The organism is Salegentibacter sp. BDJ18, assembly GCF_017579965.1.
GTDB lineage: Bacteria > Bacteroidota > Bacteroidia > Flavobacteriales > Flavobacteriaceae > Salegentibacter.
In genome coordinates this window covers 1-16621 of record NZ_JAFLQX010000004.1, presented here as the reverse complement: position 1 = coordinate 16621, position 16621 = coordinate 1, and the positions used below count along the sequence as shown (strand labels likewise).

17 protein-coding genes, 1 tRNA gene and 1 pseudogene are annotated in these 16621 nt (G+C 35.9%); 12 read left to right on the top strand and 7 right to left on the bottom strand.

Annotated features, from left to right (window positions below; all coding sequences use genetic code 11):
- Positions 1-81: 81 nt before the first annotated feature.
- Complete coding sequence (locus tag J0871_RS05030; protein WP_208223966.1) at positions 82-858, bottom strand: hypothetical protein; 777 nt, start codon at positions 856-858, stop codon at positions 82-84.
- Positions 859-989: 131 nt separating this feature from the next.
- Here J0871_RS05030 and J0871_RS05025 point away from each other — a divergent pair, with 131 nt between their 5' ends.
- From J0871_RS05025 to J0871_RS05010, 4 genes and pseudogenes are all read left to right on the top strand, one after another.
- Complete coding sequence (locus J0871_RS05025; RefSeq protein ID WP_208223964.1) at positions 990-1826, top strand: hypothetical protein; 837 nt, start codon at positions 990-992, stop codon at positions 1824-1826.
- A gap of 3 nt (positions 1827-1829) precedes the next feature.
- Positions 1830-2003, top strand: a complete 174-nt coding sequence (locus tag J0871_RS05020) for a hypothetical protein (protein WP_208223962.1) — start codon at positions 1830-1832, stop codon at positions 2001-2003.
- Positions 1961-2449 carry an SOS response-associated peptidase family protein gene (locus tag J0871_RS05015; RefSeq protein ID WP_208223959.1) on the top strand — a complete coding sequence of 163 codons (489 nt, stop codon included), beginning with the start codon at positions 1961-1963 and terminating at the stop codon, positions 2447-2449. The genes J0871_RS05020 and J0871_RS05015 overlap by 43 nt, the downstream gene beginning before the upstream one ends.
- A 646-nt stretch (positions 2450-3095) precedes the next feature.
- Positions 3096-3683 (top strand): annotated as a pseudogene (locus J0871_RS05010) (transposase).
- Positions 3684-3783: 100 nt separating this feature from the next.
- On the opposite strand, the gene J0871_RS05005 reads toward J0871_RS05010, so the two are convergent.
- Both J0871_RS05005 and rseP read right to left on the bottom strand, forming a co-directional pair.
- Positions 3784-3857: transfer RNA gene (locus J0871_RS05005), tRNA-Asn, on the bottom strand.
- A gap of 109 nt (positions 3858-3966) precedes the next feature.
- On the bottom strand, positions 3967-5283 hold the full coding sequence (rseP, locus tag J0871_RS05000; protein WP_208223957.1) for an RIP metalloprotease RseP: 1317 nt from the start codon (positions 5281-5283) through the stop codon (positions 3967-3969).
- Between the two features lie 221 nt (positions 5284-5504).
- On the opposite strand from rseP, the gene J0871_RS04995 reads away from it, so the two are divergent.
- From J0871_RS04995 to J0871_RS04980, 4 genes are all read left to right on the top strand, one after another.
- Positions 5505-6176 (top strand): SCO family protein, encoded by a 672-nt coding sequence (locus J0871_RS04995; protein WP_208223955.1) that lies wholly within the window; start codon positions 5505-5507, stop codon positions 6174-6176.
- A 133-nt stretch (positions 6177-6309) separates the two neighbouring features.
- A complete protein-coding gene (locus J0871_RS04990; RefSeq protein ID WP_075325530.1) occupies positions 6310-6540 on the top strand; it encodes a FeoA family protein in 231 nt (76 codons plus the stop codon).
- 1 nt (position 6541) lies between these two features.
- A complete protein-coding gene (gene feoB, locus J0871_RS04985; RefSeq protein WP_208223953.1) occupies positions 6542-8644 on the top strand; it encodes a ferrous iron transport protein B in 2103 nt (700 codons plus the stop codon).
- 35 nt (positions 8645-8679) lie between these two features.
- Positions 8680-8829: a hypothetical protein gene (locus J0871_RS04980; protein ID WP_177195687.1), complete on the top strand. Its 150-nt coding sequence runs from the start codon at positions 8680-8682 to the stop codon at positions 8827-8829.
- A 100-nt stretch (positions 8830-8929) separates the two neighbouring features.
- Here J0871_RS04980 and J0871_RS04975 read toward each other — a convergent pair whose 3' ends face one another.
- The 3 genes from J0871_RS04975 to J0871_RS04965 are packed head-to-tail and all read right to left on the bottom strand — an operon-like array spanning position 8930 to position 10835.
- Positions 8930-9307: a hypothetical protein gene (locus J0871_RS04975; protein ID WP_208223952.1), complete on the bottom strand. Its 378-nt coding sequence runs from the start codon at positions 9305-9307 to the stop codon at positions 8930-8932.
- A gap of 49 nt (positions 9308-9356) precedes the next feature.
- Positions 9357-10178: a ZIP family metal transporter gene (locus tag J0871_RS04970; protein WP_208223950.1), complete on the bottom strand. Its 822-nt coding sequence runs from the start codon at positions 10176-10178 to the stop codon at positions 9357-9359.
- Positions 10179-10835, bottom strand: a complete 657-nt coding sequence (locus J0871_RS04965; protein WP_208223948.1) for a metal-dependent transcriptional regulator — start codon at positions 10833-10835, stop codon at positions 10179-10181. It lies immediately after the preceding gene.
- A gap of 156 nt (positions 10836-10991) precedes the next feature.
- Between J0871_RS04965 and J0871_RS04960 the strand changes: the two genes are divergently transcribed.
- A complete protein-coding gene (locus J0871_RS04960; protein WP_208223946.1) occupies positions 10992-13262 on the top strand; it encodes a TonB-dependent receptor in 2271 nt (756 codons plus the stop codon).
- Here the strand turns inward: J0871_RS04960 and J0871_RS04955 are convergent.
- Entirely contained in the window at positions 13259-13993 is a 735-nt protein-coding gene (locus J0871_RS04955; RefSeq protein ID WP_208223945.1) for a TerB family tellurite resistance protein, read from the bottom strand. The two genes, J0871_RS04960 and J0871_RS04955, sit on opposite strands and share 4 nt — an antisense overlap.
- A 219-nt stretch (positions 13994-14212) precedes the next feature.
- Here J0871_RS04955 and J0871_RS04950 point away from each other — a divergent pair, with 219 nt between their 5' ends.
- From J0871_RS04950 to J0871_RS04940, 3 genes are all read left to right on the top strand, one after another.
- Positions 14213-14623 carry a BrxA/BrxB family bacilliredoxin gene (locus J0871_RS04950; RefSeq protein ID WP_075325523.1) on the top strand — a complete coding sequence of 137 codons (411 nt, stop codon included), beginning with the start codon at positions 14213-14215 and terminating at the stop codon, positions 14621-14623.
- Between the two features lie 222 nt (positions 14624-14845).
- Positions 14846-15577: a lysophospholipid acyltransferase family protein gene (locus J0871_RS04945; protein WP_208223944.1), complete on the top strand. Its 732-nt coding sequence runs from the start codon at positions 14846-14848 to the stop codon at positions 15575-15577.
- Positions 15578-15748: 171 nt separating this feature from the next.
- Positions 15749-16402 carry an HD domain-containing protein gene (locus J0871_RS04940; protein WP_208223943.1) on the top strand — a complete coding sequence of 218 codons (654 nt, stop codon included), beginning with the start codon at positions 15749-15751 and terminating at the stop codon, positions 16400-16402.
- Positions 16403-16621 lie beyond the last annotated feature (219 nt).

The following is a 16621-nucleotide window of genomic DNA, read 5'->3' as shown; positions in this document are numbered from 1 at the left end:
TTGAAAAATCTAACGCTTAAAAATTATCTTCTTTAATGAAGTCACCTCCAATAATCAGGTTGAAATAACTTTGATCTTCTTTTAACGCGTTTTGAGGTATGATTGGTACATCTTTCCTGCTTTCATTCTCTTAAGTAACTCAGGGTTTTCTTCAAAAATCTCTATAAAGTCCATAAAAATTAAAATAAAACTGGAATGGGAAAAATCTGTCACTATTGCGTTTTCCATTTCATCTAAATTACTGTACTGAATGTGATATCCTTTTCCCTTATACTCATAAGTGCATTGATCCAGAATTGGTTTTAATAGATTATTACAAATTTCTAACTCTAGTATTTTTTTTTGTTCTTCTATAAGAGTTCTAGAGTAATGAACACTAGACAATAAATCGAAAGACCTAACTAAAAAAGTCATTAATTGATTACCCAATTCATTAAGACCATTCATATAAACCATATCAATATAAAAGGAGCTATTTTTAAGAAATTTACTATTCATATTAACAAATGGATCACTCTTTTTTATTTCCTCTTGAAAGACATTATTTTTTGATAGACTTTTTAAAGATATTTTCATCTGACGGTGAAAATTGAAAACATTAAAATACTGAGCATTGGCATCTAATCCATATTTAATATCATTTCTATTTCCGTAATCAAGAATAATTTTAATCTGATTTGAAAAGTGTTGCAACAACGATGTACTAATGGCAATTTTATTTTGTTCATTACTACTTTTTAATGCCTTATAATAAATGATTGCCGCAATAATTAGAACTAACAATTCAATTAAATCTACATTTTTATCCAAAAAATCTACCATACAGTAGAACCAATTGTAATCTTTCGATTCATCCATAATTTGTCACTTAAAAACCTTAAAAGAATTTATAATATTAAAGCACAAGGTTAATTTTTATTCTGAAATAATACCAACATGTTCAAATCACTGGTAAAATATATATATTTTAGATTTACCAAAATTAACAAATGAGTGAAGCTAAGAAAGCCTGGTTCAAGCAAGTATTTATTTTTTTAAAAAATAATTATAACTGGTTACCTATTATTCCAATAATGATAGGTGGTTTATTTCAATTCATTAGCATTAGTTCCATAGGTATTCAATACTTGAGAATGTTTTCATTAACTCAGCTTATAATAGATGGAATTTTAGCAATTTGCCTTACCTTTTTAGTTCTCTTGGTATTTTTATGTTATATATATTTAGTCCATCAAATTTCTGTTTTTCAAACTGGTGGTCAAATTCCATACTACACAGAATCATATAACGAAGAGATAAAAAGGAAAAAGAATGAACACAAACATTTTATAATAATCTTAATTATTCTGATTGCTTTAACCTTTTATCTTGGTTATTTATCCTTTCCAGATATTGTTAATTTTAAATTTTCCAATACAGTTTTACTATTTACATTTAGTTGTCTCATATTATTTTTCCATACTGTCAATAGGATTTTTAAACTACAAGAACTTTGGTGTTATTATTCGGAATCAGTATCAAGTGTAAGATCTTTCTTGCATTCAATGATGCACCTTTTCTTCTATTTTCAAATTCTATTTATCCTGACCGCCCTTGAGCCAGTAGTCAAAAAATGGAGGACTTTTTATTTTAATGACTTAACCAATACAAAAAATTATACAGAATATGTAGAATGTACTAAAAGTCAATTTGAAGATTTTAAAAGCGGCTATATTGTTTATTATAATGATAAATACATTTTTAGCGAGATTAGAACCAAAAATGATACTATTGTAAAAATTAGTTCTTTTGAAGATTTTATTAATGGGAATTGTAATTTTGATTAACCTATGTGCTACGAAACCAGCCTAACCAAAAAATTAGCAGCAATTGAAAAACATACCGGTGCAGTAATGCAATACCCGGAAGTTTACGAGCCCTGGTATCATCTTTCAGGATTCACCCATTGTTTTGCATACCAATGGATAGACCACGTGCTATTTTGCCTATGGAATGGGGATTAGTTGCACCCTGGGGAGAAACAGATATTATAAAATTTAGAAACAAGTATAATACATTAAATGCGAAAGCTCAAACACTTTTAACCAGCAATATGTACAAAGAACCGGCAAGGGAACGCTGTTTAATTTTAGCCGATGGTTTCTTTGAACCGCATTATGAAAAAATAAGCGGTCCTGCCATTCCATATTACTGTTATTTAGAAGATCGGAAGCTATTTAGCTTTGCTGGGATTTATAACACTTATGATCGCGATTACTGGGCAGTAAGTTTAATTACCCGCGAGGCCAATGATTTTTTTGCTGAGATCCATAATAAGAAAAAATGGATGCCCTTAGTAGTAGTTCCGAACTTTGAAGGAGAATGGCTGGATCCAGATTTAAATGACAATGCATTGAAGAAATATTGGCTACCAGTTTTATGTGTGAACCATTTAAAGCTCATCCGGTGACAAGGGAGATTTATAAAAAAGCCATCAACTCTAATCGTAAATCTACCTTAGAACCGGTAGAAGACAACCCAAATTTGTTCGATTGAAGTAACAATTAATTTTTCCTAAACCACACCAAACAGCGTTAATTTTTCTTTTTACGTTACTTTGTTACTGTCAAGTAGTAACGATTATATATATTTGTAATGTAGTTACAATAAATAAGATAAAAAACCGCCTGCTCCAGCAGACGGTTCTTATAGCTAAAGCTCCCTGAGTATCATATAAGATAGGAGCATCAATAAATATAGTGTTTCCATTGAGCTAAAATTTAGTGGAGCGTTTATAAGCAATACCAAGGTGACCGCCTTGGTATTCTTTTTTCAGCTATTGATAGCTCGTTACAATAGACTTCTTTAACATCTTGCAGTAAAGATAGTAAGCTTTTTCGAGAATAATTTTTCCTATAAAACTAATTATTAACGAGCTACACATATTAACATTGTTTATGTATTTGGGAATCAACTATTTAAACATTAACGATATCTGTTTACCGTTAATAACTCACAAAATAATTTCTCAGGATCAAAGATAAGCTCAGATTTAGCCTTCGTTGAAAATCGACCATAAAACCTATCAATTTTAACACTTCATTCTAAATTCGTAAATAGTTCAGGTCACTGATCGATTCCATGTGCAGAAACTTGCCTTTGAAGCCCTGCAGGATATTAGGATCAAACATCGATGGGAGACTATAAATCTGGAGAAGGAACAAATCAAACAGGCCAGGTTAAAACAGAAAAGTTTTAGTCCAGATATCTTTGATAATGGGGATACCAGAAAACAACTAGTAGCGTGTAGCCGGTACCTGCTCTATAAAGCACCTTCAAATTGGACAGAGAATCAATCCCAGCGTAGCAAAATACTCTTCGAGTAGTACCCGGATATAAAGTTGGCTTTTAAGCTTATACAAAGACTTAGAAATATATTTAACAATGCTAAATCAAAACGAGGGGCCTATACAAAGCTAGCCCAATGGTACAAGGATGTAGAAGATACGGGGTTTAATGCATTTAATACTATTGCCAATACCATAACCCTTAACTACAGGTCTATTCTCAATTACTTTATCAACAGAAGCACCAACGCTTCAGCAGAATCCTTTAATGCAAAAATAAAAGCCTTTAGAGCTCAGTTTAGAGGTGTAAAAAATGTTGAATTCTTCTTATATAGATTAACCACAATTTTTGCTTAAACACAACAATTAGGCTTGATCCGAAAAAATGTTGTCCCTATGTTGTCCCCACTAAAAAAACAAAGCCATTCAATTTCTTGAATGGCTTGTCTTTACTAAGCTCCCCCTCTTGGGCTCGAACCAAGGACCCTCTGATTAACAGTCAGATGCTCTAACCAACTGAGCTAAGGAGGAATGTTTCGCTCTTTTGCGGTTGCAAATATAAACCAAATTTTAAATCACCGCAAAACAAAAATTGAATTTTTTTCAGGTTTTTTTCGAGAAAAAATTCAATCTAATTCTATCACTCAAATAACCAACGGTATACATCATTTCCATTGGCATAAAGTACTAGTGCGATTAAGATAAAAAAGCCAACCATTTGGGCAACTTCCATAAATTTATCGTTAGGTTTCCTGCCGGTTACCATTTCATATAAGAGGAACATCACGTGACCGCCATCTAAAGCCGGGATTGGTAAGATGTTCATAAATGCAAGGATTATAGAAATCAAGGCTGTAGTATGCCAAAATCCCTTCCAGTTCCAGGTATCGGGAAATAAACCGCCAATGGCACCAAATCCACCTAATTGTGTGGCTCCTTTTTGCGTAAAGACATATTTAAACTGGGCCACATAGTCGTGTAAAGTCCAATAACCGTAGTCAAAACCTTCTTTTATACTTTCAGCTAAACCATATTTTTGTTGTTTAATTTCAAAGTTACGTTTAACCGAAAAGCCAAGAATGCCTTCCTCATCTGGCGCTATCATCACACTCTTAATTTCATCGCCTCGCTTAAACACGAGTTCCATTTCTTTTTCCTTATTTTCCAGGCTTATTTGCTTTATTTCATGCCAGTAACCAATCTCCTGTTCATTTAATGCTATTAAGCTGTCTCCTTTTTGAAGCCCGGCAATTTCGGCAGCCTGCTGGGGCATCACACTATCCAATACCGCATTCTGAATAGGAATAAAAGGTATCATAATGCCTTTCTCCCACATTTGTTCCCCTATATCTTCAGGAACTTCAATAATTTCTTCTTCGCCATTTTGGTGTAAAACAGTAATATTATTTACATCTCGCATAAATAAATACCGATTTACATCGTCGCTATTTTGAAGGTCTTCCCCGTTTATTTGCAAAACGCGGTCACCATCTTCAAACCCGTATTGTTTAAATTCTTCAGCAATTGCAAAACCTTCAGGCATTTCATCTGGACCCACATAATTTTTACCCCAAACAAACATGATCATCATATAAATAAGAAAACCAAGTACCAGGTTTACGGTAACTCCTCCCAGCATAATTATAAGACGCTGCCAGGCAGGTTTACTTCTAAATTCCCAGGGTTCTGGCGGTTTTGCCATTTGCTCCTTGTCCATGCTTTCATCTATCATTCCTGAAATTTTCACATAACCTCCTAAAGGCAACCAGCCAATACCGTAAACGGTACCGCCAATTTTCTTCTTGAACAATGCGAATTTCACATCAAAAAAGAGAAAGAATTTTTCTACTCTGGTTTTAAATATTTTAGCGGGAATAAAATGCCCAAGTTCGTGTAAGACTATAAGTAAAGACAAGCTTAACAGTAACTGTATGGCTTTAACTATAAATGGATCCATGCGTAATGCTTCAAATTTTAAATCGCACAAAAGTAAACTTTTATAATCTCCTAAAAAAGTTTAAAAGCCTTCCTGTTTTAGACATCTGAAATTTTAAGTTTTAAACTGCGACTAATTGATTGTTAGCACTTAATTTTGCAGTAAACAATTGTCTATTTTCGAGACACCTCGGAGCATTGAAATCTCGATTATTGAGTAATTTTGCCTGAAAATCTAAAAGTATGCGTGATCTTTTTGCCTGGCTCAAGAAATTTGCCATTGTCCTGTTTATACTTTCGGTAATTATAATCTATAGTATTTACACGCTCTTAAATCCCAAAGAACGTTTGCCTGTTTTTCAGCCCGATATGGTAAATGCCGAATTGGTAGATTCTACCGTTCAATATGTTCGTAAATACCACACCGTGAAAGATTTTAAACTCATTAATCAAAACGGCGATACTATTACTGAAGATTTTTATGAGGATAAAATTTATGTAGCCGATTTCTTCTTTACAACCTGCCTTACCATTTGCCCTGTGATGACCGATCATATGCTGAAAATTCAGGAGAAAATTAAAGACGATCCTGAAGTTTTATTACTCTCCCATACTGTTTTCCCAAAAACAGATTCGGTACCGGTTTTAAAAGAATATGCTATAGAAAAAGGGGTGATTGATGAAAAATGGAATCTTGTTACGGGTGATAAGAAACATATTTACGACCTCGCCCGCAAATCTTACCTCGCTTCAAAAAGCAATGGTGATGGCGGACCGTATGATATGATTCATACCGAAAATTTTGTCCTTGTAGATAAAGAAAAACGCATTCGCGGTTTTTATGACGGAACGGATGCCGAAGCTATAGAAGACCTTTTACACGATATAAAAGTGTTAAAAGCTGAATATAAATAACTCCGGAAATTTAACTGCAGCCAGAAGCACTTCAAGCCATAATTAAAGGCTAAACCGACTTTTTTATCTGAAATTTTTTCCTGCTGAATTTTTACCTTACTTTTGCCTTGTTTAAAATCAATCTAAATAAAAAGTGAAACTAACCCTGGCCGATTTAAAACGTGGTGAACGCGGAATTATCAAAGATTTTTCTGAAGAAAATATTCCGCTTAAATTACTCGAAATGGGTTGTTTGCCGGGCAATGAAGTTCAAATGCTGCAAATGGCTCCTTTTAGGGACCCAATGTACCTTAACATAAACGGCAGCCACCTGGCCATTAGAAAAGAAATCGCTTTACTTATAGAAATTGACCTTATAAGCTAACATGGCTAAACAAATAAATGTCGCTCTAATAGGAAACCCCAATACCGGGAAAACCTCTGTTTTTAATCAGCTCACCGGGCTTAACCAAAAAGTGGGAAATTATCCCGGAATTACGGTTGAAAAAAAAGAGGGAATCTGCAAACTTCCCCGCGGACTTAAAGCTCATATTTTAGACCTTCCGGGAACTTACAGTCTTAACGCTTCGTCTTTAGATGAAAACGTGGTTATAGAATTATTGCTGAATAAAAGCGATAAAGATTATCCCGATGTTGCTGTTGTTGTTAGCGATGTAGAGAATTTAAAACGAAATCTGCTTCTTTTCACCCAAATTAAAGACCTTGGGATTCCAACAATCCTGGTAATTAATATGGCCGACAGGATGGAGCGTAAAGGAATTTCTCTGGATGTAGATTTACTTGAAGAGCGTTTAAAAACAAAAGTTACCCTGGTCAGCGCCCGAAAGAATACCGGGATTGATGAGCTTAAAGAAGCAATAATCAATTATCGCCATATTTCAGACGAGCCTTGCGTAAATGCTTCAATTATTGCCCCAGAATATTTTCACAGGCTTCGTAAAGCATTCCCCAACCAATCACTTTATAAACTTTGGTTAGTAATTACTCAAGATGTAAACTTCGGTAATATTAATAGAAATGAGATAAGTAGTTCTGAACTTTTTGAGACCAAATCTCACACCGAATTAAAGAAACTTCAGCATAAGGAAACCATTTTAAGGTACCAATTTATAAATGGTGTGCTAAAGGAAACTATGAAGGTAGACGCGAGTTCTGCCAAAGATTTACGTTCCCGGTTAGATCGTGTTCTTACGCACAAAGTTTGGGGTTACGCCATATTTTTTGGTATTCTTTTATTAATTTTCCAGGCAATTTATAGCTGGTCCAGCTACCCAATGGATCTTATAGACGAAACTTTCGCTTTTTTAAGCGAATGGACAAAAACAAGCCTGCCCGCAGGTGCCTTTACAAATCTTATTGCTGAAGGAATTATACCAGGACTTGGCGGAATTGTAATTTTTATTCCACAAATTGCTTTCCTGTTTTTCTTTATTTCTATTCTGGAAGAAACCGGCTATATGAGTCGGGTAGTATTTTTAATGGACCGAATAATGCGAAAATTCGGACTTAGCGGAAAAAGCGTTGTGCCCCTGGTTTCAGGAACGGCTTGTGCAATTCCTGCTGTGATGGCCACACGTAATATTGAAAGTTGGAAAGAGCGTTTAATCACCATTTTAGTGGTGCCTTTTACCACCTGTTCAGCCCGATTACCGGTTTACTTAATTATAATCGCCCTGGTAATTCCAGATCGCGCCGTATGGGGTTTTAACCTGCAGGGATTAACCTTAATGCTGCTGTATCTTTTAGGATTTGGCGTGGCTATTGGTTCTGCCTGGATTTTGAACTTAATTTTGAATATTAAAAACCGAAGCCATTTTGTAATTGAAATGCCCAATTACAAGTTACCAATGGGAAAAAACATTGCCATTAATGTGGTTGAAAAAACCAAATCTTTCGTGTTTGGAGCAGGGAAAATAATCCTCGCAATTTCAATTATTTTATGGGTTTTAGCCAGTTATGGGCCGGGAGATAATTTTAATAATGCCAGTGAAATTGTTAGCGAGCAATACGATGAACAAAGCAATATCACAGAAGATGAGCTTGACGAAGAAATTGCCTCATTTAAATTAAAAAATTCCTATATCGGGATTATGGGGAGAGGTATTGAACCGGTGGTAGCGCCTTTGGGTTATGATTGGAAAATTGGAATTGCTATAATAAGTTCTTTTGCCGCTCGTGAAGTGTTTGTAGGAACATTGGCTACAATCTACAGTGTAGGTAGCGATGAAGAAGAAACCATTAAAAACAGGATGGCCGCGGAGATCAATCCAATTTTAGGTGGTCCGTTGTTTACATTTGCAAGTGGAGTGAGCCTTTTATTATTTTACGCTTTTGCAATGCAATGTATGAGTACTTTGGCTATTGTGAAAAAAGAAACCAATACCTGGAAATGGCCGGTTTTGCAGTTGGTGGTAATGACCTTATTCGCCTATTTTGTAGCTTTAGCGGCTTTTCAATTATTAAAATAAGTGTAAGTTAAATATTATAAAACGACTTAAATACTATGGAATTAATACAAGAAATTCTCGTTTTTATAACCTTCGCGATCGCATTAGGATATATCCTGACAAAATTTATATGGAAACCTGCATTCTTAAAAAAGAAATCTGAAAAGACCAAAGCTTGCGGAGTTTCAGGTTGTGGTTGTGATTAGCGCTTTACGGTTTCAGTTATTTTAAACTTAAGCTGGTAATCTGAAGCTTTTATCTTTCTTGAAGTTTTTGGATATGGGGAAAGTGACAGGAATTCTATATCTAATTCTTCTCAAAAAATTTAGCCAGGCTGGTTTTAAAGGAATTTACATTTGCTCCCACGGTAATAATTTCTTTTCCCAAAGATTTTTCACCTTTAAATATTTCTACCAGAATTTTTGCCTCCCCGGCTCTTACACAAGTTACATCGCCAGGGCATCTTGAATCTACCAACACTTCTTTAAAATGGATTGTTCTTTCATTAAAATTGAAAGATTCCCCCACTTTAGTTTCTGCAAAATATGTTTCAATTTCGACCTCATCTTGCGCTGATGCAGAAAAAGCAAAAAGAAAAAGACTGAGAACCACCAAAGCTGGTTTTAAAAAGTGAAAAACGCTGTTAGTGTAAGTCAATTTCATATTTCCTGGGTCTACTTGCATAGTTCTTTACTATAAAGACTATACCTCAACTTAAATGTTGCAAAAGATTTTAACCTAAACCAACATCCAGGGTCATCATTACCATAAATCCTAGAATAAAACCCATAGTTGCTATATCGGTAAAATTCCCTTTTTGAGATTCCGGTACAACTTCTTCCACCACCACAAAGATCATCGCACCGGCAGCAAATGAAAGTGCATATGGTAAAATAGGTTCAAAAGTCATCACCGCCCAGGCACCAAGCACCGCAGCAAAAGGCTCTACAATAGCCGAAAGTTGACCAAAATTAAAACTTTTCCAACGGCTCATTCCCTGCCCTCGAAGTGGCATGGCAACCGCAAAACCTTCAGGAAAGTTTTGCAAACCAATTCCTATAGCAAGAGCCACAGCGCCACCAATACTGGCTCCTTCCAGACCTGCACCTGCAGCTCCAAAAAGCACACCTACAGCTAAACCTTCGGGAATATTATGCAAAGTAATAGCCAGGGTAAGTAGAACAGATTTATGCCAGGGGGTTTTAATTCCTTCAGTCTCACTCATTTTAAAGTTTACGTGAAGATGAGGCAGTACTTTATCAAGTCCGAATAGAAAAAGTGCTCCCAGCCCAAATCCAACAAGCGGCGGAACTGTTTTTTCAAAACCTTCTCCGGGACTCATTTCTATTCCCGGCGCCAATAAACTCCAAAAACTGGCAGCCACCATAACACCGCCGGTAAACCCAAGCATCCCGTCAAATAACTTTCTATTCATATTTTTAAATAGAAAAACCAAAGAAGCTCCCGCAGCGGTAAGTAACCAGGTGAAAATTGTAGCCAGTAATGCTGCCATTACCGGGTCTAATTGCTCAAAATAAGCGATTAATTCTTCCATCTATTGTATCTTTATATATAGATTATTTGATATAAGTTGTGAAATTCTCAATTCTCTTTCTTCTATTAGAATTAGCATAGATCCATCAAAAGATTCCTTCTCAAGCACTTTAATTTCTTTCCCAAGCGAAATATTATTCTTGTCTAAAAACCTTAAAAATTCAGATGAAGAATCTTTTACGCCTACACAAATTCCTTTTTCTGCTTTCCCTAATTCTGAAAGTAGCATTTTATTAGCTACACTAAAGTTTCCTTCAGCATCAGGAATTGGATCTCCGTGAGGATCGCGTTTAGGAAAACCGAGGAACTTATCTAATTCCTGGGTAAGTTTTTCAGATTTAATATGTTCCAGTTGTTCGGCTATATCGTGTACTTCGTCCCAATTAAAATTGAGCTTCTCTACCAAAAAATATTCCCATAACCGGTGTTTTCTAATTACTTCTATCGCAGTTTTCTTTCCTAATTCACTCAATTTTACTCCCTGGTATTTCTTATAGATCACCAGTTCTTTTTCCGATAGTTTTTTAATCATATCAGTCACCGAGGAAGCCTTGGTATCCATTTCTTCCGCCAGTGCATTGGTGCTCACACCAGCCTGGTACTTTCTTTCTAAATGAAAAATCGCTTTAAGATAATTTTCTTCTGAAAAACTAAACATACTTCAAATTTGCTCGATAATCTAGATTTAAAATCAATAGCACCTCGTTAGCTTATTCCGAGGCAGTTTGCATTTCCCAAAAATACATTTTTAAAATTAAAAACCTATTTTTAGACTTATCTAAATTTATTTTATAGTTTTGACAAAAATAAGAAAATGAAAACATTAGCAATAATATTTTTGACACTAATCAGTTTTTCTGGATTTGCCCAGCAGGGGAAACTTTCGGGGGAAATTACTTCAGAAGGCAGTACTGTTGCTTTTGCAAATGTTTATATCAAAGCTTCTGACCTTGGTACTACGGCCGATAAAGACGGTAGATTCCTATTGAAAAATATTCCGGCAGGGAATCATAGTATTGAAATTAGCGCTATTGGTTTTAAAAAGTTTAGCCGTGATATTCTAATAAATGAATGGCAAAGCAAAACGCTTAATATTGAACTGGAGAAATCTTCTGAAGAACTTAATGAGGTTTTGATTGTAGATACACAAACCGGGCTTACACGCCGCACGCCTTATAATGTGTCCAGCATAGATATGCAGGGCATTGAAACCAAAGGAAACCCTAACGGGATGATGGGTAGTTTACGGGAAGTTCCCGGCGTTTATGGGGCAGAATTCGGCCAGGGTATCGTAAAACCTTTTATCCGCGGGCTTGGTTTCTCTAGGGTGGTTACTATTTACCAGGGAAATAAGCTGGAAAATCATCAGTGGGGCGCAGATCACGGCCTGGGAATTAACGACCTCGGCATTAAAAAAGTAGAAGTTATTAAAGGTCCTGCTTCAGTTTTATACGGTTCCGGTGCTTTGGGCGGCGTTCTACTTACCCAGGATGACGAATTTTATAAAAAATCCACTAAGTTTTCCGGAAATATTGGTACTACTTTTAATAGCGTTTCCAACGGAATTCGTACCTATGCTTCTCTAGGTAAATCTTTTGAAAATGGGATTTTTATAGCTGCCGATCTTGCTTATGAAAATCACGCAGATTATAAAAACGGGAATGGAAGATTAATTGGAAACAGCCGATTCAATACGAAGACACTACGCCTACACACCGGAATTGAAAAAGAAAACTTTCAGAATAAATTATCATTATCCTTTAACGACCAGAATTTAGGAATTATCCTGGATGAAGAAATGGAGGATTCCAAAAGCCTCGCCACTAGTCGAAATGACAGGGATATGCAATTGCCGTTTCAGGAGGTAAAAGACTATTTGCTTTCTTATAATCAAACTACGCAACACGAGAATTTTGAGACCTCTCTACACCTTTCACACCACTCAAATAATAGAAAGGAAGTGGAGCAGGATTTTGATCTTGTAGATCTTGGATTGCAGCAAAACCACAGCTTTTACAATGCCAGAATAAGTTTCCCTAACGGAAAAATAAAGCATAGTTTAGGAACCCAGGGAAGTTTTGTAAAAACCCAGAACATTAAAAATTCGCAGGAATTTCTAATTCCTGATGCCGAAATCTTTGAAAACGGATTCTACTACCTGGCCAGTTTAGATATTAACAGTTGGTTTTTTCTGGGAGCCCTTCGTTACGATTATAGAAATGTTACCGCTGATGCCAGTTCAGAAGAACTAATTGCAGACGACTTTATCCTTCCCGGGAATCCAGGAAATAGAAAGCTCACCAGAACATTTAACGGATTTACAGGTTCAATTGGTGCCACTAAAAAGTTTAACTTCAACAATCAACTAAAGTTTAATTTTTCCACCGGTTTTAGAGCTCCAGATCTGGCTGAATTATTCTCTAACGGTCCACATCCCGGCACCAGCCGATTTGAAAAGGGAAACGATCAATTTGGCAGGGAGCAAAGCATACAGGCAGATTTAAGTTATACTTACCGCAACAACAGATTTGAAAGTACTTTTTCAGCATTTGGTAGCCGGGTAAACAATTATATTTATTTCACCGCTACCGATGAAACATTGCCAGATGAAAACATGGAAATTTGGTCTTATCTCCAAACCGATGCTAACTTATACGGGTTTGAATTCGAGATAAAACACACCTGGCTTCATCAACAACGCCTGGAAACAAAATTTTCAGGAGCTATTGTAAGGGCAGAAGATCTTAAAAACGATAGAAACTTAAGTTTTATTCCGCCAGATAATTTTAACCTGGAAGTTGGATATTTTGGTTTAAAAGATAGATCGCTCTATGCTTTTTCAAAATTAAGATTGGTAAGCGACCAAAACAGGGCCGGCCTCAATGAAGAAACTACAGCCGGTTATTCATTGCTTAATTTAGGAATAAGTAAGAAATTTAATTTAGGAAACGATGAGTTGGAAACAGGAATTACAGTTTATAACGCCTTAAATAAAAACTATGTAGACCATATGTCAATTTTAAGAGCGTTTAACGTGAGTAGCCCCGGCAGAAATTTTATGCTGAATTTGAAATATAAATTTTAAATTCCGCGTTCTTTTTGAATTTGTTCGTAAGCTTCCTGCACTTTATTAAATTTTTCCTGCGCTCCTTTTCGGTAGGCTTCGTCCATATGGCCTAATTTATCGGGATGATATTTTTTAACCATATTTCTGTATGCTTTTTTAACCTCAGCATCAGTAGCCGATTTTTCAATTTCAAGGATTTTATAAGCATTATCGGCAGATTTAAAGAACATGGCCTTTAAGCTTTCAAAATCCATTCGGCCAATTCTAAGGTAGCCGGCAATTTCCTGGATTACGCGAGCTTCAGCTTCACTAACACGGCCATCGGCTTGCGCTATTCCGAAGAGAAAGTGAATAATTTGCAAACGTGCAGGATACTTTGTTCTGGCAGCCAAATATTGTGAAATTCTTGATGCTGAAATTTCACGATTTTTAATTAGTTCATTAAAAGTTCTAAATGTTGCATTGGCACGTTCTTTCCCATAGGCCTGCACAAAATAGGAGCGTACATAATCCATTTCAGACTGTGAAACCTGTCCATCTGCCTTAATTACCAGGGAACATAGGGAGAGTAAATTTAGTTCAAAATCCCCGGGAGATACAGTTTGATCTTGCTGCCCGAACATTTGCTTAAAGGCACCGCCACTATTTCGAGTCCAGTTATCTATAAGTGTTCCTATTATAAAACCTAAAATGGCTCCCGGAAACCGGAAATACATATAGCCAATCACGGCTGCAATCCATTTAAACATGAAGAAAATTTTAAATAAGCGGCAAAGATACCATTTTACTCATTAAATGAGATTTATTTGCCTAAAGCCTTCACTCAATATTCAAATCAATTCTAAGTACAAATGAACTTAGATTCATCAATTTAGCCTATTAGCACATAATTAATTGAAATATGGGCAGCTGAAGTTAATTTGGTATCTTTGTAACTTACTAAAGTTTAATACAAAAAAAACAAATATATGTATCCAGCAGATTTAGTAAAACCTATGCGTGAAGACCTTACCAGCATTGGTTTTGAAGAATTACACAGTGTAGAAGATGTAGAGAACGCAATGAAGAAAGATGGAACTACCCTGGTAGTTGTAAATTCAGTTTGTGGATGTGCTGCCGCTAATGCAAGACCAGGCGCCAGAATTTCTTTACAGAATGCAAAAAAACCTGATAACCTGGTAACAGTTTTCGCAGGTGTAGATAAAGAAGCTACCGAAAAAGCTCGTAGTTTAATGGTTCCTTTTCCTCCATCTTCGCCTTCTATGGCACTTTTTAAAGATGGTGAGTTAGTACACATGTTAGAGCGTCACCACATTGAAGGCCGCCCGGCTGAAATGATTGCTGAAAACCTTATTGGAGCTTATAACGAGTTTTGCTAAGCAGCGATCTATTATAAATTATTGAATGGCTGGTTGAAAAGTCTTATTACGTCAAGCTGAACTTGTTTCAGCTTCTAAGTTAATTAGAAACTAGATCCTGAAACAAGTTCAGGATGACGATCAAAAACAATTTTTCAACCAGCCATTTTTTATTTCCCTTTCCCACATTAGTATTTGCAGGTTTTCGGCTTAAATACTTAATTTAGCCGCATAATCTAAGTGATGAAAAAAATACTTTCATACCCCTTATCGGTTTTATTCTATTTTTTCTTTTTTTTAAACCTACTGGTTTTTCATCCCATCCAATGGTTGTGCTTAAAACTTGGTGGCTACCAGCCGCATAAAAAAAGTGTAGATATCTTTAATTTCTTTTTAATGCGTTGCCTAAATATTCTGGGCACGCGTTTTACTATAGAAAACCCGCACGATATTCCAATAGAAAAACCCTGCATTTTCGTCGCTAACCACCAGGGAATGTATGATATTCCCCCAATAATCTGGTATTTAAGAAAACACCATCCAAAATTTGTAAGCAAAAAAGAACTGGGTAAAGGAATTCCAAGTATCTCTTTTAATTTACGGCACGGAGGTTCAGTTTTGATAGACCGCAAAAATCCCAGGGAATCGCTTATTAAAATGGCAAAATTTGCCAAATACCTCAACAATACAAACCGTTCTGCGGTAATTTTTCCAGAAGGAACCCGCAGCCGAACCGGGGCACCAAAAAAGTTTGCCAAAAGCGGAATGCAAATGCTTTTTAAACAAATGCCGGAAGCGTTAATAGTTCCCATAACCATCAATAATTCCTGGAAACTTTTTAAATACGGAAATTTCCCAATGGAACCCGGCGTGCATATTAAACTGAAAGTTCACGAACCTATTGCCATAACATCAGACGATCCCGAAGGTTTGGTTGCCAAAGTAGAACGAACTATTATTGCTGATATTAAATAAATATAAAAAATAACCGACCTATATATTAAAACGGCATTCTGAATTTATTTCAGAGCCTGCTCCGAAATTTATTCGGAGATCTAAGAAATTAAATTGTAATAACATCTTAGAAGCTGAAACGAGTTCAGCTTGACGAAGCGATACTGCTAAAAATATTCTTTGATTTTAAATATGAATAAACCCCAGATATTAAAAAACACTGAAGCTTTTGTAAAAAGAACCCTTAAAAATGCTGAAGGAGGTCACGACTGGTTTCATATTCAGCGGGTTTGGAATAACGCAAAGCTTATTACTAAAAATGAAGCGGCCAATCTTTTTATAGTTGAACTCGGTGCACTGCTTCACGATATTGCCGATTCAAAATTTCATAATGGCGATGAAAGTGTGGGCCCAAAAGTGGCTTCAGAATTTCTTCAGAAACAAGAGGTTTCAGCTGAAATTATTAATCACGTAGTGAAGATTATAGAAAATGTATCTTTTAAAGGCGGAAATATTCAGCAGAAATTTAATTCTATAGAGTTGGAAATAGTTCAGGATGCCGACAGATTAGATGCGCTGGGTGCAATAGGAATTGCCAGAACCTTTAATTACGGCGGCTTTAAAGGCCGTGCCCTTTATAATCCTGAAATTGAACCCGATTTAAATATGACCAAAGAAGAATACAAAGCTTCTACCGCACCAACAATTAATCATTTTTACGAAAAGTTGCTTTTACTAAAAGACCGAATGAATACTAAAACAGGAAAGGAGATTGCCAAAAGGCGCCATGAATTTATGGAACTTTACCTCGAGCAATTTTATGCAGAGTGGAACGGGAAAGTTTAAGATTTTTCTTGCTGACAAATGGGACAAAAATAAGTGGTTCTCCCAGAAACTTTAATTTGTTGAATTTTGCCATTATTCCTGGGACAATCTGCGACACTATCCCGCAAAGTGTGTAAAGTTAAAATAACAGGGGTTGGACTTTTTAAAGTCTGACCCTTTTTTCATAGATCGTAAGGAACTGATTTAAAATAATGCCCCAGTTCCTAATTGGCATTGACC